A 19,964-nucleotide genomic window follows, 5' to 3' on the forward strand; every position below is an offset into this window, starting at 1 on the left:
TCGGGAAAGAGTTCCAGACGGTCGGGACACTGGTGAGTCGTGCTCACAGGTGCATAATCTGAAGGGAATTCGAGTACGGGGGGCTGATCAGTGGCGGCAGTGACACTCAAGGACGTGGCGGAGCGCGCGGGGGTGTCGATCAAGACCGTGTCCAACGTTGTACGTGGCGCACCGAAGGTGTCGGAGGCGACGCGGACACGGGTGATGCGCGCGGTGGCGGAGCTCGGCTACCGGCCCAATCCGTCGGCGCGAAGACTCAGGACCGGGCGCAGTGGTCTCGTCGCGCTGGCCGTCCCGGACCTCGCGACGCCCTACTTCGCGGAGCTCGCGCACCACGTGAGAGAGGAGGCCGCGGCGCTGGGATTCACCGTCCTGATCGAGGAGACGCTGGGGGACGCCAAGGAGGAGCTGCGCCTGGCGACCGGTGTCGGCGCGTCGTTGCTCGACGGCGTGATCCTGTCGCCGCTGCACGTCTCGCCCGACGAACTCGCTTCTGTCGCCGACGAGTTCCCGCTGGTACTGCTCGGGGAGCGCAGTTACGAACGTGATCGCGTCGTCGCCGACCACGTCCTGATCGACAACGTCGCCGCGGCTCGCGAGGCCACCGCGCATCTGGCCGGTCTCGGCCGCACCAGGATCGCCGCCATCGGCGTCGACCGACCCGCGTCCGCCACCAGTCGTCAGCGCCTCGAAGGATTTCAACTCGCCCTGCATGAGGCAGGGTTGACATACGACCCGAGGCTCTCGCCGCAGGTGACAGAGTTCGACCGCCGCAACGGACTCCTGGCGATGCGCACCCTGATCGGCCTGCCGGCGGATGTGCGGCCCGACGCGGTCTTCTGCTTCAGCGACCTGCTGGCGATCGGAGCCCGACGGGCCGCGTTCGAAGCGGGCTTGCGCATCCCCGAGGACATCGCCCTGGCGGGCGTCGACGGATCCGAGGAAGCCCGTTACAGCACGCCCTCCCTCACGTCGGTGGTTCCCGACAAGGCCGCGATCGCTTCCCTGGCCGTGAAATGTCTGGCGACCCGCATCCGCGCCGACGAGGCCCCGCCCTTCGAGGTGCACATGGCTCCCTACTGGCTGGAGGTGCGGGAGTCCACGAGCGGTGAGCGGCAGCAGCTGGCCACTCCCTGAGGGGACCGCCCGCGGCCCGCACGTGCGGGCCGCAGGCGGCAAGGACAGAGGAGGACGCGGTGAGCGGAGCGGCGGTTCAGGAACAGCCCTCACTCATGGGTGACCCGCACCGGCTCGAAGCTCACTGTGGTCTGCGGTCCGTCGGCCCACCGCACCCGCAACTCTCCCTCTTGGAAGACCACGTCGGACACCGCGTCGGCCGGCGGCGCGCTCGGCTCGTCGGCGCTCAACGACGCCAGAGCCACGAACACCGCCGTTCCCTCGGCCGTGCCCGAGAGTCGCGGCACCCGCACCCACGGCTCGTAAGCAGTCCCCTGGGGTGCACGCACCTCGTCCCGCTCGCTCCATCCGTACAGGCCGTGCAGCTGCGAGCTCAAGGCGTCCGAGGCCCATCCGGTGAGCGTGACCCCCGCATCGTGCGGCGCCCCCACGACCCGGTGCACCCGCAGCTCGTACCGGCCCCGGGCCACGGTCACGCTCTCCACCCGCAGCCCCGGCACCATCGGCGCGCCCGACGCGAACACCGGCAGGTGCGAGGACGCGGCCCAGCCCCACCCGTCACCCTGCCCCGCGCCCAGCGGACGGATCCGGCGCCGCACGCTCGGGACGCCGCCCACGACGACGGACAGATGGTTGTCGGCGACGTTCGTCCGGGACGTCGGGCCGGTGTGCGTCGAGTACGCGTGACGGCCGTAGAGCGGGTCTTCCTGCGCGGCCGACTCCGCTTCGTGCGGGCGGACATGGTCGCTGCCGTGGTTGTGGAGCCGTACGATCCCGTCGGCCTGGGTCGACTGGACGAGGAGCCCCGGCGCGGGCAGCGCGAGCACCCGGTCCGGGCCCTCGCTCGGCGCCGGTTCCTCCGTCGCCGTCCACAGCGGGTCGTCCTCCGGCGCGAGGAGCGCCACGAACCCCTTCGACGCCCAGTACGGGGACGCCGGCCCCGAGTAGGTCTGCAGTGTCGCGTCGTGCGGGCCGTGCCAGCCAAGGCTCAGCAGCCCGTCGTCCGTCACCCCGCCCCGGTCGAGGAAGTAGCGCAGATTCCCGCTGATGAGGCGGCGCGACGTGCCGGGCGTCAGCGGGGTGTGGCCGGTGACGGCGCCGATGCCGACCGCCGCCGACGCCGCGAACCGGTAGGTCAGCGAACGCCCGAAGTGGATCGGCGCCCCGTCGGCGCCGAAGAGCAGCGAGAAGCCCTCCAGGTGCTCGCGCAGCCGCGGTCCGAACCGGGCCGACAGCGCGGTGTCGCCCGACAGGTGCGCGTGCAGCAGCGGATACAGGTGCAGCGCCCACCCGTTGTAGTGGTCGAAGGCCCGCCCGTCGCCGTCCGCATACCAGCCGTCGCCCCGGTACCACGTCTCCATCAGCCCAAGTGCCCGCTCCATGGCGCGCGTTGTGGCCTCGTCGCCGCGGCCGACCGACTCAAGGAACGACGCCACCGTGAACGGGAACAGATACCAGTTGTTGGGCGCGGGCGTGTGGTCGATCGCGCCGCGCAGCCAGGTCTCCGCCCGGTCCTGCACGTCGCCGTCGAGCTGGTCCCACAGCCACGGCCGGGTCAGCGACAGGCCGAGCGCCACGGACGCCGACTCGACCATCGGCTGGCCCTGCACATGGTGGTCGAGGATCAGTGGCCATGACTCGGCGTCGTCCCGGCCGGGCGTCCGTGTGCCCGCTGAAAGCCCCTGCGCGTAGCGCTCCAGCCAGCCGTGCGGGTCCTTTCCGCCGGCGCCCGCGACCCGGAAGCCGGCCGCCAGGAACGTACGGGCGAAGCCTTCGAGGCCGTCCGAGCGGACCCCGGACCCGGAGGGGCGGCCCGGCAGGTCGAGCAGGGCGCCCCCGGGTGTCGCCCAGCGCCACGCGGCGCCGAGCAGCCCGTCGGCGACGGCCTCCCAGTGCGCGCGCGTATACCCGGTGATCGGGCTCGACTCACGGTTCTCTTCGGGCAGTTCGAACGGGATGGTCATGCGAGGAACGCCAGCCTTTCGCGTCGTACGGGATGGGCGAATCCGTCGCCCGCGGCCCACCTGGCCACCTCGCCGACGGCGGTGTCGGCGAGGCGTTCCCACTCGTTGCCCTGGGAGCCCGCCAGGTGGGGGGTGATGAATGCGTTCGGGCAGTCCCACAACGGGTGGGTCGCGGGCAGGACCTCGGGGTCCGTCACGTCGAGGACCGCGCCGACACGGCCCGCGCGCACCACGTCGGTGAGCGCGTCCTGGTCGACGACGGCGCCGCGCGAGGTGTTGATGAGGGTGGCTCCCGGTCGCATGGAGCCCAGCAGCTCCCGGCTGACCAGGCCGCGCGTGGCCGGCAGCAGCGGGGTGTGCACGCTCAACAGGTCGCTGCGTGTGAAGAGTTCGGACAGCTCCACCCACTCGACGCCCAGTTCGGCGGCCTCCGCCTCGGTGACGTACGGGTCGTGCAGCAGCACCTCGAAGTCGAAGGGCCGCAGCAGCTCGATCACCCGGCGGCCGATCAGCGACGCGGACAGCAGGCCCACCGTGCGACGGTAGTTGCCCACCTCTTGCGTGGTCAGCAGCCAGTTGTCGCGCTCACGGGTCCGCCGGAAGTCGCGGGCCCGTTCCAGGACGTTCTTTCCGTGCAGCAGGATCATCGCGAGGGTGTACTCCGCGACCGGCAGCGCGTTGGCCGCGGCCGCCGACGACACCTCGACGCCCCGGTCCCAGCAGGCGTCGGAGACATGCCCGCGCACCGAACCGGCCGCGTGCACCACGGCCTTGAGGTGCGGCGCCGAGGCCAGTACGTCCGCGTCGAGCCGCGGACATCCCCAGCCGGTGACCAGGACCTCGGTGTCGGCGAGGACGTGCTTGGCCCGTGCGGTCGTCAGGTCGTCCAGGACGGGCAGCGGCGCCAGGTCGCACACCTCCGCGAGCGCGGCCACGGACCGCGGCGTGAAGACGGCCGCCGCGGCCTGGGGGGACATGGCCAACGCCACGCGGGGCTGCGTCACTTGACCGCCCCCGCCGTCAGACCGGACCGCCAGAACCGCTGGAGGAAGATGAACGCGAGGACGAGAGGAAGGACCGCCAGGAGCGAACCCATGATCACCACCGGATAGTACTCGGGCGAGACGGTCGCCTGGCTGTTCCACTGGAACAGGCCCAGGCTGACGGGATAGAGCTTCTGGTTGGACAGCATCACCATCGGCAGGAAGAAGTTGTTCCAGATCGCGGTGAGCTGGAACAGGAAGACCGTGATCAGGCCCGGGCCGAGCATCCGCAACGAGACGCGGACGTACGTCGTCAGCTCACCGGCGCCGTCCACGCGGGCCGCCTCCAGAACCTCGTCGGGCACGTATCCCTGGGCGAAGATCCGGCCCAGGTACACGCCGAACGGGTTGAACAGGACCGGGATGAACACCGACCAGAACGTGTTCACGACGCCCGTCGCCGATGCGATCAGGTACAGCGGCAGCGCGAGCACCGTCTGCGGCACCATCACCGCGGCCAGGACGAGCCCGAACAGCTTCTCCTTGTGCTGGAAGTGGTACTTGTCGAAGGCGTAGCCGCAGGCGACGCTGATCATCGCGCCCAGCGCGGCGCCGAGCACCGCGTACAGCAGGCTGTTGCCGTACCAGCGGCTGTAGAGGCCTCCGTCCATCGCGAACAGGTCCTTGACGTTCTGGACGAACGAGAAGTCCTTGAGGGAAAGGATGTTGCTGCTGAACAGCGCGTCGCGGGACTTGCCGGCGGCGAGGACCAGCCACAGCGCCGGCAGCATGGTGTAGAGGACGGAGATGGCGACGACCACGTTGACGGTCGTCCGGCCCAGCAGACGGGGACGCAGCAGGGTGGACCTGCTCAGCTCGGCAGTGGTCATCGGGCGCTCTCCTCGGCCGAGTTGACGCGGTTGGTCCAGCGGGTGACGCCGTAGGAGACGGCGATGGTGATGACGAGGAGGATCACCGACGCGGCGGCCGCGAGCGAATAGTTGTTGCGGCTGAACGCCGCGTCGTAGATGTACATGCTCGGCGAGAACCGCGCATCGACGACCTGAGAGCCCGCGCGCAGCAGCATCGGTTCCGTGAACAGCTGCAGCGCCCAGATCAGGGTGAACATCGCGACCATGACGATCGAGGAGCGCACCAGCGGCGCCTTCACCTGGAGCGCGGTGCGCACCGGACCCGCCCCGTCGACCACCGACGCCTCCAGGACCTCCCGGGGGACCGCTTGCAGGGCCGCGTAGAAGACGACCATGTTGTAGCCGAGGTTGCTCCACACCGCGATGTTCACGATCGACGGGATCGCGGTGTGCAGGCCCAGGAAGTTGACGGTGATGTCGGCCTTGCCGAGCACGTCGATGATCGGGCTGATGCCGGGGGTGTAGAGGTACAGCCAGATCAGCGCGGCGATGATGCCGGGCACCGCGTGCGGCAGGAACAGGCCGAGCTGGGCCCAGGAACGCAGCCGTACGAGGCCCGAGTCGAGCAGCAGCGCCAGCGCCAGCGAGCCGATGGTCATCACCGGGATGTAGATCAGGCAGTACAGCGCGACCGTGCCGAGGCCGGACAGGAACGACGGGTCCGTGAGGACCGCGGCGTACGAGCGCAGGCCGACGAAGACCGTGCGCTCCGGGCCGAAGCCGAGGCCCGGCTGGTCGTCGCTGAAGAAGCTCAGCCAGACGGCCGTGCCGACCGGGATCAGGAAGACGAGCGTGAGCAGCACGAAGAACGGGGCCATCAGGACGCCCGCGGCGCCGCCCCGGCGGCGCCCCGCCGCACGCTGCGCCTTGCGCCGGGAGCTGTCCGCCTCCCGCGGGGGAGCCGCCGCCGTGGCGGGGACCTGGGTTGTCGCGGTCATGGGACTCACCTGCCTTTCGGGATGCGGGCGTTCATGTGGAGTGCTGGGTGGTCTTGAGGCCGAGGGCCTTGAGGTCGGGCATCGTGCCGTTCTGGGCCGCGCGCATGGAGGACTCGATCGTTCCGGAGCCGGCCGCCGCCCGGGCGAAGGCGTCCGACATGACCTGCCCGGTCGCGGTCATCCGGGGTCCCCAGACCCAGCCGTCGCTGATCTTCTGTGCCTCGGTCTCGAACAGTGTGTAGATGTCCTGCCCGCCGTAATACGAGCGGTCGAAGGCCGCGCGCCCCACCTTGATCAGCTCGGTCGCGGCCGGGTACTGGCTGCTGGCGCCGCTGGAGAGACGGGCCTTGAGGGCGTCGGGGTGCGAGACCTGCCACTCGATGAACTCCATGGCGGCCTCGGGGTGCTTGCTGTCCTTGGTGATGGCGAACGTCGAGCCGCCCTGGGTCCCGAGCGCCGGCTTCGCCGGGTCCCACTGGGGCTGCGGGGCGATCCGCCACAGTCCCTTCTGCTGGGGGCGCGCATTCATCTGAGCACCGGCGTCCCAGGCGCCGCTGTGCCGGGTCAGGACGAGGCTGTTGCCGACCTGGGCGTCGGCCTCGCGGCTGTTGGGGGGATTGACGTAGACGAGGTCCTCGTCGATGAGCCGCTGCCAGTACTGGCACACGCGGCGCGTGGGGGCGTCGGCGAGCGACACGTTCCAGGCGCCCTTCGAGGTGTCGAACCAGTGCGCGCCGGCTCCCCAGCACCAGCCCGAGAACTGGCCCATGTCCGTGGAGAAGAAGGTCACCCTGCGCTTGCCGCCGGTGCGGCGGACGGCGCGTGCCAGGTCGGTGTACTCGTCCCACGTGGTGGGAACCTCGAAGCCGTACTTGTCGAAAAGGTCCTTGCGGTAGTGCAGCACCATCGGCTCGACGTCCAGGGGCACGCTGTATGTGCGCCCCTCGAACGTCGTCAGACCGAGCGCCTGCGGCAGCAGCTTGGCCTTGAGCTTGTCACTGATCACGTCCGTGATGTCGCGGGCCACACCGTCGATCGCGTAGCCCGGGACCTGCGGGTACTCGATGGTGGCGACGTCGGGCGCGTTGCCCGCGCGCGCCGCGTTGCTGAGCTTGAGATATCCGCCGGAGGTGCCGGAGGGTATCTGTTCGAAAGCGACCTGGATGGTGTCGTGCGTCTTGTTGAACGCGTCCACCACCTCCTGGCTGCCGCGCAGCGCGGACCAGAACGTGATGGTGGTCTTGCCTTTGGTACCGGACTTACTGGTGCTCTGCGACGCGCTGTCGTTCCCGCTGCAGGCGCTCAGGGCGCCCGTCAGGGGCAGCGCGGTGATCGCGGCGAGCACCGATCGACGGCTCTGTCGACCAGGCATGGGCGCCTCCCGCGGCTCCTGCGTGTTCGAGTCACGGGAATCCTGATCGGCTGACCGCACCTGGTCAATAGATCGATCAGAAGAAAATGAAGCGGTCAAACGCTCATTGTGAAGGGGAAGTTGTGCCGGAGGTTCCTGCGGCGTCGGACACCTGCGAATCCGCGGCGTCCGGGGCCTGTGTCGAACCGCGCACCTTCAACGTGGGCAGCAGCTCCAGGCGCCGCGCCGGCCCGTCCCCGAAGGCCGGTGGCTGTCCGCCGAGCCGCCGAAGGAGCAACTCCGCCGCAGCCCGGCCCACCTCGGCCTTCGGCGGCGAGACGGCCGAGAGCGGGGTGCTGCCGAGACCCGCCACCACGTCGTCGTACGCGATCACGGAACAGTCCTCCGGAACCCGCACCCCGCCGTCGCGCAGCGACTGCACCAGCATGAGCGCGTCCACATCACCGTGCAGCACGGCCGCCGTAGCCCCCAACTCGGCCAACAGCGACGGGAGGTCAATCGGCTTCTCCGCCGTCTCCGCCGCCGGGTCGGGGGCCGCCCCGGGCGAGCTGAGCGCCACCGCCCACTTGTCCACGTGCGGATGGTCCGCGGCGATCTCGACGAACGCCGCACGCAGGGCACGGGCGGTGGGGCTGTCGTCCCTCGCGGCGAGCACGATGCGCCGGTGGCCGAGTCCGGTGAGGTGTTCGACGGCGAGATGGATGCCGTACCAGTGATCGGTGCAGACCGTGTCCACGGAGTGCAGCGCGCTGCCGCGCCGGGGCCTGCGCTCCATCACGACCGCGGGCACCGGCAGGCGCGCCAGCCAGGTGTAGTCGGCCTCCTCCGTGGCCCGGCTGCGCCAGCGCGGGGCGATGAGCAGTCCGCGGGCGCCCGCCGCCAACGCCTGTTCCACGATGGGCTGTTCGGCTCCCGCGACGGCCGGAGCGATGTGCAGCGCGATGCGGATCCCCGCTTCCTCGAAGGCGGTCCGAGCGCCGTGCAGCGCCTCGTACAGATACGAGTGGCGCTCGGGGACGACGACCGCGACCGGACCGCCGTCGGCCGTCGGTTCGACGGGGGCGGCGGCCCGTTCCGTCTCGGTCAGCACCGGGCGGGCGACGCCGTGGCCACGGCGCAGCTTGCCCTCCCTGGCGAGTTCCTCGACATCGCGCCGCAGGGTCACCACCGACACGGCGAGCTCCGCGGCGAGATCGCTCACCCGCGTCGCCCCGCGCGACTGCACCACGGCGAGAATCCGCTGCCGCCTGAGATCGACCGGCTCACGCATGCTGATGGCCCCCTCGACACCCGCTGTTCGTTTGAGCGCTTCCATGAACGCTTCGGCGGCAGCATAACCAGCAGGTGGCCGGGAAAGTCAGCCCTCGGGCGGCTGAGACATCACTCAGGGGGTCGTGTCTAATACCCCCCGAACGGCGTGTGGTCCGCCAGGGCGAGGGTGCGCACGAAGCAGCGCAGGCGCACCAGTTGACGGGCGACTGTGCGCACGGCAGCGGGTCGGTGGGGCGCGTAGGCGGCGGTCCAGAGCGTGGGTACGTGATCCATGCCAGCAGCATCCGGTGGTCCGTGGCGGTCGGTCCAACAGATCGTTTTGCTGCCTGCCATCGCTAGAGTAGATGGATGGAGATGCGTCAGCTCCGTCACTTCATGGCGGTCGTCGCCGAGGGCACCTTCACGGCTGCCGCCCGGTCCGAACTCATCGTGCAGTCGGCGCTCAGTACGTCGATCCGCAATCTGGAACGCGAATTGGGGGCCGATCTCTTCGACCGCACCGGCCGCCGCGTCGTGCTCACCGAGGCCGGTCGTGCCCTGCTGCCGCAGGCCAGGGCCCTGCTGGCGGGAGCCGACGCGGCGCGCGACGCGGTGGCGGCGGTGGCGGGTCTGACCACCGGGCGTGTGTCCATCGGGACGATCCAGACCCTCACCTGCGTGGACCTGCCCGGCGAGCTGGCACTGTTCCACCGGCGTCTGCCCGGCATCCAGGTGTCGGTACGCGACGCACCGGTCGACGAACTGTACGCAGGGCTGCGGGCCGGTGAGCTGGATCTCGCCTACCTCGCCCCGGACGCGGCCGAACTGCCCGACGGGCTCGTGGAGTTCGCCTCCTGGCGCGAGGAGCTGGTACTCGTCACCGCGCCCGGACACCCCCTCGCGCGAGCGGGCCGCACGCTGATCCGGGACCTCGCACACGAGTCCTTCGTCGACTTCCGCGCCGGTACGGGCCTGGAGACCGCGGTACGCAGGCTGGCCGCGCACTGCGGTCTCGATCGCCGGATCACCTGCGACGTGACCCAGATCGGCATGCTCGTGGCCCTGGTCCGGGCCGGCATCGGGGTCGCGTTCGTGCCCCGGCGCATCGGCGAGGACGCGGGCCTGCCCTGTGTCCGGATCCGCCAGCCGGAGCCGGGCCGCACGGTCGTGCTCACCGGTCGTGGGCCGCGCCCGCGCAACCCGGCCGCCGCGGCCCTGATGGACCACCTCACCCGCGGCGAGGACCCGAGCCCACCGGCCACGCGCCGGCAAGCGAAATAGCCGGCGCACCGCCGCCCGGGGCATGGCACGTGGATCAGTCCAGAAGCCCCAGCTGCCCGGCCGCCCGGATCGCGAGCCACACCTCGGCGAAGGACGCCGTGGTCGTCAGATCGCGGCCCGTCAGCTCACTGAAGCGGCGCAGGCGATAGGAGAGCGTGTTGGGGTGGATGTGAAGCGCGGTCGCGGCCTCGTCGGTGCGCCGGTCGCGCTCCATCCACGTACGCACCGACGGGAGCAGCCGGGAGCCGTGGCTGCCGTCGTAGCGCAGCGCGTCGCCCAGCACGTGATCGACGAGCGCGGTGAGGGCGGCGGGGTCGTCGGGCAGCCAGCGGCCGGTGGCGTCGTCGGCGTAGCGGACGAGGGGGCGGCCGGATGCCGCGGCGTGGGAGGCGGCCCACAGGGCTTCGCGCCGGGCGACCCGCAACGAGGCCCCGGGCCGGACGGGGCGGCTCATGCCGGCCGTCACCCCCGGCAGAGCGGCGATCGTGTCGCCGAGGCGGGGTGAGCCGAAGAGGTAGCGGTCGTCGCCCCGGTTGAGGAGCAGGCAGGGCTCGTCGTGGAGGGCTTCCAGCACGGCCTGCTGCGTCACGCCCCTGACCACCGCAAGGGCGGCCTCGCCCTTGATCGAGTGGCGCAGCAGATGGCGCTTCGCGACGGCCGGATCGAGCGCGTCCTGCAGCAGCTCCGCCAGGATCTCGGTGCCTTCGCGGCGCAGCGTCTCGCGTTCGGTGCGGACCATGGCGAGCTGGAGCGCGGCCACGGTGGCGATGTGCTGCACGACGGCGAGGCCCGCCGGGCGCGCGCCGTCGTGGGCCATGGCGATGAGGAAACCGGCGGGTCCGCCGGGTGAGGGTACGGGGAGAGCGAATCCGCCGGGGATCGTCGGCGGGGCGTCCGCCGAGCGGGGCAGCAGGGACGGGTCCGGCGCGGGCACGCCGGGCAGCAGGGGCCGGCCCTGCCGGGTGCACAGGTAGATGGCGTATCCGGAGAGGTTCTCCAGGCGGCTGAAGAGTTCGGCCGTGTCCAGGTTCTCCGAGGTGAGCCAGCGCAAGGCGCCGAAGACCTGGAGCTGGGCGCCGAGCCGGTGGCGGGCGTCCTCCTGGACCGCGGCCGCGACCTCCTGCGCGACCGCGATGAAGGGGACGGCGAGCGGTACTTCCAGGACCGGCATGCCGCGCTCCTCGGCCGCGGCGTGGAACGCCTGGCGCAGGGGAGGCATGTGCAGCTGGGCGGAGACGGCCAGGGCGGCCACCCCTGCGTCGTCGAGCCGTTCCAGGTAGGCCCGCTGCCCGGCGGCCGAGCGCGGCATCGCGAGACCCGTCGTCATGATCATTTCGGCGCCCAGGAGCCAGGGCGTGGGGTCGTCCAGCTCGCTGACATGCGCCCACGACACCGAGCGGGACAGGCCCGCCGCGCCCGCGACCAGGCGCAACTGCAACGCGGGGTAGGACAGCAGGTCCGCGACGGTCACCCGCTGGCGGTCCACCCGGCCGGTGCGGTGTTCTTTGTGCTCAGCCACAAAGCGAGGCTACCTCTTCGTGTCTGCACCGATTGCCGTGGCAATCCCTTGCCGTGCACACTCACCCGACCACCTGCACCTGTTTCGCTGTCGCGCGAGAAACTGCCCGCCGCGTCCGCCGACGACCTGATCAAGCTGCTCGCTCCCAAGGAGGACGAATGAGTGATTCCCCGGCTCTGACGGAGGTGGAGCAGTACGGCGTCGAACGCATCCCTGACTCGGACCGCTCCGCCAAGCCCCTGGACCTGTTCCGGGTCGCGTTCGGTGGTGCCAACACCTTCGCCACCTGCGTGCTGGGCGCCTTCCCCATCCTGTTCGGCCTCTCGTTCTGGCAGGGCCTCGCGGCGACCGTGCTCGGCCTCGTGGCCGGTGCGCTGATCCTGGCGCCGCTCGCGGTGTTCGGTCCGCGCAACGGCACCAACAACGCCGTGTCGTCCTCGGCCCACCTGGGTGTGCACGGCCGGATCGTCGGCTCGTTCCTCTCGCTGCTCACCGCCGTCGCGTTCTTCTCGATCTCCGTGTGGTCCTCCGGGGACGCCCTGGTCGGCGGCGCGCACCGGCTGATGGGCGTGCCCCAGAACGACGGCGTGTTCGCGCTGGCGTACGGCGTGTTCGCGCTGCTCGTGCTGACGGTGTGCGTGTACGGCTTCCGGTTCATGCTGTTCGTGAACAAGATCGCCGTCGTGGCGGCGTCGACGCTGTTCGTCCTCGGCTTCTTCGCCTTCGCCGGTGACTTCGACCCGGGCTACCAGGGGTCGTTCTCGTCCGCCTCGTCCGCCGGGTTCTGGCCCGCCTTCATCGGCTCGGCCCTGATCGTGCTGTCCAATCCGGTGTCGTTCGGTGCCTTCCTCGGCGACTGGGCCCGCTACATTCCGGCACAGGCGTCGAGCCGCCGCGTCGTCACCGCCGCGTTCGCCTCGCAGATCGCGACCATCCTGCCCTTCTTCTTCGGGCTCGCCACCGCCTCGATCATCGCGGAGAAGGCGGCCAAGTACATGGACCCGAGCGCGTCGAACTACGTCGGAGGGCTCCTCGCGATCGCGCCCGGCTGGTACTTCCTGCCCGTGTGTCTGCTCGCGCTGATCGGCGGCATGTCCACCGGCACCACCTCGCTCTACGGCACCGGTCTCGACTTCTCCAGCGTGTTCACCCGCTTCAGCCGTGTGCAGGCGACGCTGTTCGTCGGTGTGCTGTCGATCGGATTCATCTTCGTCGGGCGCTTCGCGGCCAACCTGTCCCAGTCCATCTCGACGTTCGCGACGCTGATCATCACGTGCACCGCCCCCTGGATGGTGATCATGATGCTCGGCTGGCTGACCCGCCGCGGCTGGTACGACCCCGACTCGCTCCAGGTCTTCAACCGGCGCCAGAAGGGCGGCCGTTACTGGTTCACCCACGGCTGGAACTGGCGCGGCATGGGCGCGTGGCTGACCTCCGCCGTTCTCGCCCTGATGTTCGTGAACCTGCCCGGCCAGTTCGTCGGCCCCCTCGGCGACCTAGCCGGCGGTGTGGACCTCTCGCTCCTGGTCGGCCTCGGTGTCGCCGCCCTCCTGTACCTGGCCCTGCTGTGGCTCTTCCCCGAGCCGCGCGAGGTCTACGGGCCCCAGGGGCCGCGTCTGGTCCGCGCCTCGAACACGCCCGTCCCGCCGATCACCGACGACGTCCCCGCGCCCGTCGCCGCGGGAAGGGCGTGACGGCCATGCGCCTCGTGGACCTCTCCGTCGAGCTCGCGACCGGCATGCCGGTCTACCCCGGCGACCCCCGCGTCACCCTCACCCCCGCCCTGAGCGTCGCGGCGGACGGTGTGAACGTCCTGCACCTGGACATGGGGTCCCAGTCCGGTACGCACGTCGACGCGCCGTTCCACATCGACGACTCGCTGCCCACCCTCGACCAGCTGCCGCTGGACCGTTTCGTGGGAGAGGCCGTCGTCGTCGACGCCCGCGGCGTGCGCCCGCGCTCACCGCTCGGGCCGGACCTCTTCGAGGGCCGGATCCGGGCCGGGGCGATCGTCCTCGTCGCCACCGGCTGGTCGGCGCACTGGGGCACCGAGGACTACTTCACCCACCCCTACCTGACCCGGGAGGCGGCCGAACTCCTGGTCGCCGGGGGAGTGCGTACGGTCGGCATCGACGCGCTGAGCGTGGATCCCACCCCCGCCGAGGAGTTCCCCGCCCACCAGATTCTGTGTGGGGCGCACGCCGTGATCGCCGAGAACCTGACCGGACTCGGCCCTCTGGCCGACGCACAGTCGGCGGGCGAGCCCATCGAGGTCTCGCTGCTGCCGATGAAACTGCCCGCCGCCGACGGCGCACCCGTACGCGCCGTCGCCCGCATCGGCTGAACCGCCCGCATTCCTGCGAGAAGGAGCACCCCCCATGACCGACGAGGTACTGAAGGCCGCCGACGCCCTGGTGTCCGCGTTCGGCGAAGGCCGTCTCGACGACTACTTCGACGCGTTCACGCCTGACGCGACGTTCGTCTTCCACACCACGTCCGAACGCGTCGCGTCCACCGCCGACTACCGCGCCCTGTGGAGCCGCTGGGTCGCCGAGGACGGGTTCCGGATCGTGCGCTGCGCATCCACCGACCAGCTGGTGCAGCCCTTCGGCGACACCGCCGTCTTCAGCCACCGGGTCGAGACCACGGTGGCCACGACGGCCGGCGAGGAGACGCTCCGCGAACGCGAGACGATCGTGTTCGCCCGCCAGGACTCCGGCCGCTGGCTCGCCGTCCACGAGCATCTCTCACCGGCGCCCGAAGCCTGATCCGCCGCTCCACGACGTCGCCCCGGAACGCCTCAGGCGTTCCGGGGCGACGTCGTCGTTCCGGAACGCGTGGTCGACGAGGTCACCCCCGCGCGGGTCCGCTCGTCGAGTCCCTGGCCTGGAGCGATGTACGCAGGACCACCGTCTGCAGTGGTTTGTCCGTGCCCGCGATGCGTTCCTGAAGGAGTCCCGCGGCAGCGAACCCCAGCTCGTACGACGGGAGTTGGACCGAGGTGAGCGACGGGGTGACGAGCTCGGGCCACGGGACGTCGCCGAAGGAGAGCAGGCCGGTCCGCGGGGGCTCGCGGCCCGCGTCGCGCAAGGCGGCCAGGGCGCCCACCGTCATGAGGTTGTTCGCCACGAACACGGCGTCCGGGGGCTCCGGCAGGGCGAGCAGTCGCTCCATCGCGGCCCGCCCGCCCTCGACGCGGAAGTCGCCGTGGCAGACGTACTCGGCGGGCGGCTCCCCCTGCCCGCTCTCCCGCAGATGGTCCCGCAGGACCGCGCGGTACCCGGCGAGTCGCTCGTCCGACGTCGAGGTGCCCTCGGGACCGGCGATGCACGCGATCCGCCGATAGCCCTGGGCGAGCAGGTGCTCGGTGGCCTCCTCACCACCGTGCTGGTTGTCCAGCATGACGGCGTCGACCGACGCACCCCGGGGCCGCCGGTCGACCGCGACGACGGGCGTGCCGCGGTCGACGAGCGCGGAGAGATCCGTGCGGTGGCGGGACGCGGCGGCGATGATGACTCCGGCCATCTGCTCGCCCGCGGCGACCTCCAGGTAGCGGTGCTCCTTGTCGACGTCCTCGTCGGTGTTGCACAGGACCACCGAGAGGTTCGTCTTCTGGGCGGCGTCCTCGACACCGCGGGCCAGGGCCGTGAAGAAGGGGTTGGCGATGTCCGGGATGATCAGGCCGATCACGGAGGCCCGCTGCATCCGCAGGGAGCGGGCGACGCGGTTGGGGGCGAAGCCCAGTTCGGCCGCCGTCCTGCGTACGTTCGCGGCCCGCTCCGCCGTGACCCGCCCGCCGTTGAACACCCGCGACACCGTTGCCGGGGAGACCCCGGCCGCGCGTGCCACGTCGTAGATCGTCGCCACTGCCCTCTCACTCAACCCCTCGTCCGGGCACGGGCGTTGGCCGCCGTGCGCTGTTGTGTGCGTCATTGTCCGCCCTGTCGTGCGGCAGTCGGGTCAGCGTCTCCCTCAGGTTCCGGGCCAACCTCTTGACAGCGTCTGGCGTGAAACCTACGTTCCCGTGAAACGGATTTCAAGGAGTTCCCGGTCGGTCTGCGTCATGGGCAACGGGTCTCAGCCGTAATTCAGGACATCGAGGGGCGACTTCCCTTCGCCTTCATGAAGAAATCGATTTCAAAAACGGAGCTTTGATGAGCATCGCCCCCGGACTGGCAGGCCTCGCCCGCACCACCAGCGCGGTCACGCGTTCCATCAGCGCGGAGAACTTCACCGGAGCCAAGGGAGCGGGCGGCATGGCGACCGAGGGCACAGGCGCCCTCGCCGCCGACCGGCTCGGCCGCGGCTGGAAGATCTCCCCGAGCATCGACATAGCGGCGGGGGAGACCGTCGTGCTCGCCGACATCGACGGCCCCGGCACCCTCACGCACCTCTGGTGCACCACAGCCCCGCATGCGGCCTGGCGCCAGACACTGCTGCGCTTCTACTGGGAGGGCGAGGAGTCCCCGGCCGTCGAGGTACCGCTCGGTGACTTCTTCTGCAACGGCTGGAACGTCTTCAGCCAGGTCAGTTCCATCCCGGTGGCGGCCAACCCCAACGGGGGATTCAACGCGTACTGGCCGATGCCCTTCCGCCGCAAGGCCCGGATCACGCTGGAGAACCTGGCCGCCGAGCAGATGACGCTCTACTACCAGATCGACTACGAGCTGGGCGAGGTCGCGGACGACGCCGCTTACTTCCACGCCCAGTGGCGGCGCAGCAACCCGGTCACGGCCGGCACGGACCACACCCTCCTCGAGGGTGTCGAGGGCCAGGGCCAGTACATCGGCACCTATCTGGCATGGGCCGTCAACAGCCCCGGCTGGTGGGGCGAGGGCGAGCTGAAGTTCTTCCTGGACGGCGACGACGAGTTTCCGACGATCTGCGGCACGGGCACCGAGGACTACTTCGGCGGTGCCTGGAACTTCGACGTCCCCGGCCATGGTTACACCGCCTTCACCACGCCGTACCTCGGCCTCAATCAGATCCTCGAGCCGGACGGGCTCTACGACAGCCAGCAGCGTTTCGGGATGTACCGCTGGCACGTCCTCGACCCGATCCGCTTCCAGGAGGACCTGCGAGTGACCGTCCAGTGCCTCGGCATCGCCCGGGGCCACGGGAACGGTCTCCGGCACCGCTACCGGCCCAACCACGACGACATCGCGTCGACCTCTCTCTTCTACCTGGACCGGCCCGCCGGCGCCTCCTTGCCGGCCACGCCCGGGCTGCTGGACCTCGAGGTCGACACGCACATGTAGCCACGCAAGGGCCGGATCCCCGGCACTCGCACCCATCCCCAGGCAGGCATGTACTCACAGAGACGGGAGCACACCATGCTCCAGCACGGCAACGAGGCCGTCGTCCCGGCGGCGCCGACACGCCGCCGATTCCTCGGCGCGGCGGCTGCGGGCGCGGCGGCGGCAGCGACACCGCTGCTGACCGGCTGCGGCGGCCCGGCGAAGGCCGACGGCGGCACGCTGAAGTTCTGGTACTTCTACGACGCCCACTCTCCCGACCCGTCGGACCGGGCCAGGGCCAAGTGGTTCCAGGATGTCGTCAAGGACTGGAACGCCGACCATGAGGTCAAGGTCGAGCTGTACTACGTCCCCGGCGACAGCTACCAGGGTTCGAAGATGGTCACCGCCTTCGCCTCCGAGGCGGGCCCCGACATCTTCCTGCTCAGCCCCGGCGACTTCCTGCGGTACCAGAACGGCGGCATCCTGGCCGACCTCACGCCGCACATGGAGAAGGGAGTCATCGAGGACTACGGCAGCAGCCTCGACAGCCGGATGGTCGACGGCAAGGTGTACGCCCTGCCGATGGAGGTCGAGCCGCTGGCCATGTACTACAACGTCCCCGTCTGGGAGAAGGCCGGCCTTTCGGAGGCCGACATCCCGGTGACCTGGGACGAGATGCTCGACGTCGGCGACAAGCTGCGTGCCAAGGCAGGCGCCGGCCTGGTCTTCCAGACCGACCCCGGGTACTACCAGAACTTCACCTGGTACCCATGGATGTGGCAGGGCGGCGGCGACGTCGTCGACGAGAACGGCAAGGCCGGATTCGACTCCCGGGCCGCCCGGCAGGCTCTGTCCCTGTGGCAGGACGCCGTCCAGGCAGGCATCGCGCCCCGCACCATGCCCGCGGCCGACGACCTGCTCACCTCCTTCACGTCCGGTCTCGCCGGGATGTGGCAGAGCGGCATCTGGGAGATCTCCGGGTTCCGGACGTCCGCCCCGAAGCACAAGTACGGGGTCTTCAAACTGCCCGTGCCGCCGGGCGGGAAGTACACCACCGTCCTCGGCGGCTGGTCGTTCTGCGCCAGCACCCAGGGCCGCAACCCCGAGATCGCGGCGGAGTTCTGTGCCTGGGCTCTCGGCGGGATGAACGACGAGTCGGTCAACCGGACCGTCGACTGGTGCACCAGCTCCAAGTCCGACATCGCGCCCCGCGCGTCCGCCCTCGAACGCGCCGCCAAGAAGGGCGGCTACGACTTCTGGGCGATGAAGAAGTTCAAGGAGGAGATCTTCCCCGGGGGCCGCGCCGAGCCCCGTTACCCCCCGGTCGTCTACAAGGCGGTCTCCGACGCCATCCAGGCCACGATGCTGGGCGGCAAGGGCGTGGCCGGCGAGACGGACCGGGCCGCCCGGAGCATCGAGGCCTTCATGCAGAGTTACGAGGGGGCGAGCCTGATATGACCAGCATCGTTCCGCACACGGCGCACCAACCGCAGGCACCCGCCGCCGACGCCGCCCCGTCCGCGGGCGGCCGCAGGCTCAGCCGCACGCACCGGGAGTGGCTGGCCGCCGCGCTGTTCCTGCTCCCCGACGGCATCGGCCTCGGTGTCTTCGTCGTCCTGCCGATGTTCCTGTCGATCGCGCTGAGCTTCTTCCAGGTCTCGGGCTTCGGCAGCTACGAGTGGATCGGGCTCGGCAACTACCAGCGGATGCTCAACGACCCGTACTTCTGGTCCTCGATCTGGGTGACCGCGAAGTACGTGGTGGTCATGGTGCCCACGCTGTTCTGTGTCAGTCTCGCGCTCGGCGTGCTGATGAAGCAGAAGCTGCCCGGTATGGCCGCCTACCGCACGGCGTTCTTCCTGCCCCACATGCTCAGCCTGGTCGTCGTCGGCCTGCTGTGGAAGTTCATGCTCGACGAGCAGACCGGCGTCGTGAACAAGGCCGCCAGCGCCCTCGGCATGAACCCGCTGTCCTGGCTGGGCGACCCGGACCTCGCGCTGTACGCCGTCATCGCCGTGACCGTCTGGTACATGATGGGCTACTACATGATCATTTTCCTGGCGGGGCTCAACGAGATCCCCCAGGAGCTGTACGAGGCCGCGAAGCTCGACGGCGCCGGGACCTGGACGGCATTTCGCCGCATCACCTGGCCGCTGCTGCGGCCGACGAGCTTCTTCGTCCTGATCATGACCACTGTCGCGGCCATCACCGGCACCTTCGACCTGGTCTTCGTACTGACCTCCGGCGGTCCGGCCAACGGCACCGCGGTGGCGATGTTCTACATCTACCAACAGGCCTTCGTCTTCGGCGAGTACGGCTATGCGGCAGCCCTGGGATCCTTCCTGGTGCTGATCATGGTCGCCCTCTCCGGACTGATCTTCAAGGTCACCAAGGGCGGGAGGTTCGACGATGAGCAGTGACACCGCGACCATCACGAAGGCGGCTCCTGCCGCGGGCACGACCACGGCCCCGAGGACGGGCACGACTCGTCGGCGCCGGCGGCCCTTCGGCCCGCGGGCCGGGCTCGTCGCCCTGGCCGTCGTCCTGTCCGCCGTCAGCATCTTCCCGGTGCTCTGGATGATCACCTCATCCTTCAAGACCCGCACCACGGTCACCGACGGCAAGCTCATCCCCACGGACCTCACCTGGTCCAACTTCGCCTACGTCTTCACCGAAGTGCCGTTCGTCCGCTGGCTGTTCAACAGCTTCATCACCGCCGCGGTGGTCACGGCCGTGGCGCTGCTCTTCCATTCGATGGCCGCCTATGCGCTCGCCCGGCTCAAGTTCCCGGGGCGGGACGGTATCTTCGTGGTCATCTTCTCGACCCTGCTGATCACCGCACCTGTCATCCTCATCCCGCTGTTCGTCGTCGTCCGGACGCTCGGGATGCTCGACAGCTATGCGGCCCTGATCATCCCGCCGCTCTTCAACGCCTTCGGAATCTTCCTGCTCCGCCAGTTCTACCTCGGCATACCGAAGGAGCTGGAGGAGGCGGCGATCGTCGACGGCTGCGGGTACTGGCGGGTGTACTGGAACATCATCCTGCCGCTGTCCCGGCCCATCCTCTCGGCGCTCTCGGTGTTCTTCTTCCTCGCGAACTGGAACGCCTTCGCCTGGCCGCTGGTCGCCACCAACGGCGCGGACCTGACGGTCATTCAGGTGGGTATCGCGTCCTTCAGCACCCAGTACGGCGCGAACTGGAACTATGTCCTGGCCGCCGCCGTGGTCGCGGTGATACCCATGCTCGCCCTCTTCCTCGTCTTCCAGCGCCAGATGGTCGAGTCCATCAAGACCTCCGGCCTGAAGTGACCCGACCAGCGCAACGATCCGGAACGAACCGAGAAATACGG

The 19,964-nt window shown here is 70.1% G+C and carries 18 protein-coding genes; 9 read left to right on the forward strand and 9 right to left on the reverse strand.

The genetic code is table 11. From position 1 onward, the window contains the following. The first annotated feature begins 90 nt into the window (after positions 1-90). The gene (locus tag LGI35_RS41615) at positions 91-1,137 is read left to right on the forward strand and encodes a LacI family DNA-binding transcriptional regulator (protein ID WP_227299614.1); all 1,047 of its coding nucleotides are present in this window, start codon (positions 91-93) and stop codon (positions 1,135-1,137) included. Positions 1,138-1,226: 89 nt separating this feature from the next. On the opposite strand, the gene LGI35_RS41620 is transcribed toward LGI35_RS41615, so the two are convergent. The 7 genes from LGI35_RS41620 to LGI35_RS41650 all read right to left on the reverse strand — a co-directional run bounded on the left by LGI35_RS41620 (position 1,227) and on the right by LGI35_RS41650 (position 8,871). Next, positions 1,227-3,101 carry a DUF2264 domain-containing protein gene (locus LGI35_RS41620; protein WP_227299615.1) on the reverse strand — a complete coding sequence of 625 codons (1,875 nt, stop codon included), beginning with the start codon at positions 3,099-3,101 and terminating at the stop codon, positions 1,227-1,229. Then, on the reverse strand, positions 3,098-4,078 hold the full coding sequence (locus LGI35_RS41625) for a hydroxyacid dehydrogenase (RefSeq protein WP_227300737.1): 981 nt from the start codon (positions 4,076-4,078) through the stop codon (positions 3,098-3,100). Before LGI35_RS41625 ends, LGI35_RS41620 begins: the two co-directional genes overlap by 4 nt. Before the next feature lie 23 nt (positions 4,079-4,101). Next, positions 4,102-4,974 carry a carbohydrate ABC transporter permease gene (locus LGI35_RS41630; RefSeq protein ID WP_227299616.1) on the reverse strand — a complete coding sequence of 291 codons (873 nt, stop codon included), beginning with the start codon at positions 4,972-4,974 and terminating at the stop codon, positions 4,102-4,104. After that, the gene (locus LGI35_RS41635; RefSeq protein ID WP_227299617.1) at positions 4,971-5,954 is read right to left on the reverse strand and encodes a carbohydrate ABC transporter permease; all 984 of its coding nucleotides are present in this window, start codon (positions 5,952-5,954) and stop codon (positions 4,971-4,973) included. The genes LGI35_RS41630 and LGI35_RS41635 overlap by 4 nt, the downstream gene beginning before the upstream one ends. A 31-nt stretch (positions 5,955-5,985) precedes the next feature. Continuing rightward, the gene (locus LGI35_RS41640) at positions 5,986-7,326 is read right to left on the reverse strand and encodes an ABC transporter substrate-binding protein (RefSeq protein WP_227299618.1); all 1,341 of its coding nucleotides are present in this window, start codon (positions 7,324-7,326) and stop codon (positions 5,986-5,988) included. Positions 7,327-7,429: 103 nt separating this feature from the next. Beyond that, a complete protein-coding gene (locus tag LGI35_RS41645; RefSeq protein ID WP_227299619.1) occupies positions 7,430-8,596 on the reverse strand; it encodes a substrate-binding domain-containing protein in 1,167 nt (388 codons plus the stop codon). Between the two features lie 128 nt (positions 8,597-8,724). Then, positions 8,725-8,871, reverse strand: a complete 147-nt coding sequence (locus LGI35_RS41650; RefSeq protein ID WP_227299620.1) for a hypothetical protein — start codon at positions 8,869-8,871, stop codon at positions 8,725-8,727. Between the two features lie 75 nt (positions 8,872-8,946). On the opposite strand from LGI35_RS41650, the gene LGI35_RS41655 reads away from it, so the two are divergent. Then, positions 8,947-9,858 carry a LysR family transcriptional regulator gene (locus LGI35_RS41655; RefSeq protein ID WP_227299621.1) on the forward strand — a complete coding sequence of 304 codons (912 nt, stop codon included), beginning with the start codon at positions 8,947-8,949 and terminating at the stop codon, positions 9,856-9,858. A gap of 34 nt (positions 9,859-9,892) precedes the next feature. Here the strand turns inward: LGI35_RS41655 and LGI35_RS41660 are convergent, their stop codons facing one another. Beyond that, positions 9,893-11,377, reverse strand: a complete 1,485-nt coding sequence (locus LGI35_RS41660) for a PucR family transcriptional regulator (protein ID WP_227299622.1) — start codon at positions 11,375-11,377, stop codon at positions 9,893-9,895. Between the two features lie 158 nt (positions 11,378-11,535). On the opposite strand from LGI35_RS41660, the gene LGI35_RS41665 reads away from it, so the two are divergent. Genes LGI35_RS41665 through LGI35_RS41675 form a run of 3 tightly spaced genes read left to right on the forward strand, consistent with a single transcriptional unit; the run spans position 11,536 to position 14,145 of the window. Then, positions 11,536-13,071: a purine-cytosine permease family protein gene (locus LGI35_RS41665; RefSeq protein WP_227299623.1), complete on the forward strand. Its 1,536-nt coding sequence runs from the start codon at positions 11,536-11,538 to the stop codon at positions 13,069-13,071. Between the two features lie 5 nt (positions 13,072-13,076). Then, entirely contained in the window at positions 13,077-13,721 is a 645-nt protein-coding gene (locus LGI35_RS41670) for a cyclase family protein (RefSeq protein WP_227300738.1), read from the forward strand. A gap of 34 nt (positions 13,722-13,755) precedes the next feature. After that, positions 13,756-14,145 carry a YybH family protein gene (locus LGI35_RS41675; RefSeq protein ID WP_227299624.1) on the forward strand — a complete coding sequence of 130 codons (390 nt, stop codon included), beginning with the start codon at positions 13,756-13,758 and terminating at the stop codon, positions 14,143-14,145. A gap of 82 nt (positions 14,146-14,227) precedes the next feature. On the opposite strand, the gene LGI35_RS41680 is transcribed toward LGI35_RS41675, so the two are convergent. Further along, positions 14,228-15,244: a LacI family DNA-binding transcriptional regulator gene (locus LGI35_RS41680; protein WP_227299625.1), complete on the reverse strand. Its 1,017-nt coding sequence runs from the start codon at positions 15,242-15,244 to the stop codon at positions 14,228-14,230. Between the two features lie 287 nt (positions 15,245-15,531). Here LGI35_RS41680 and LGI35_RS41685 point away from each other — a divergent pair, with 287 nt between their 5' ends. The 4 genes from LGI35_RS41685 to LGI35_RS41700 are packed head-to-tail and all read left to right on the forward strand — an operon-like array spanning position 15,532 to position 19,923. Continuing rightward, entirely contained in the window at positions 15,532-16,635 is a 1,104-nt protein-coding gene (locus tag LGI35_RS41685; RefSeq protein ID WP_227299626.1) for a glycoside hydrolase family 172 protein, read from the forward strand. A 48-nt stretch (positions 16,636-16,683) separates the two neighbouring features. Next, on the forward strand, positions 16,684-18,072 hold the full coding sequence (locus LGI35_RS41690; protein WP_227299627.1) for an ABC transporter substrate-binding protein: 1,389 nt from the start codon (positions 16,684-16,686) through the stop codon (positions 18,070-18,072). After that, entirely contained in the window at positions 18,069-19,034 is a 966-nt protein-coding gene (locus LGI35_RS41695; RefSeq protein WP_227299628.1) for a carbohydrate ABC transporter permease, read from the forward strand. Before LGI35_RS41690 ends, LGI35_RS41695 begins: the two co-directional genes overlap by 4 nt. Next, a complete protein-coding gene (locus tag LGI35_RS41700; protein WP_227299629.1) occupies positions 19,024-19,923 on the forward strand; it encodes a carbohydrate ABC transporter permease in 900 nt (299 codons plus the stop codon). The genes LGI35_RS41695 and LGI35_RS41700 overlap by 11 nt, the downstream gene beginning before the upstream one ends. Positions 19,924-19,964: the final 41 nt, after the last annotated feature.

The sequence above is a fragment of the Streptomyces longhuiensis genome (genome assembly GCF_020616555.1).
Lineage (GTDB): Bacteria > Actinomycetota > Actinomycetes > Streptomycetales > Streptomycetaceae > Streptomyces > Streptomyces longhuiensis.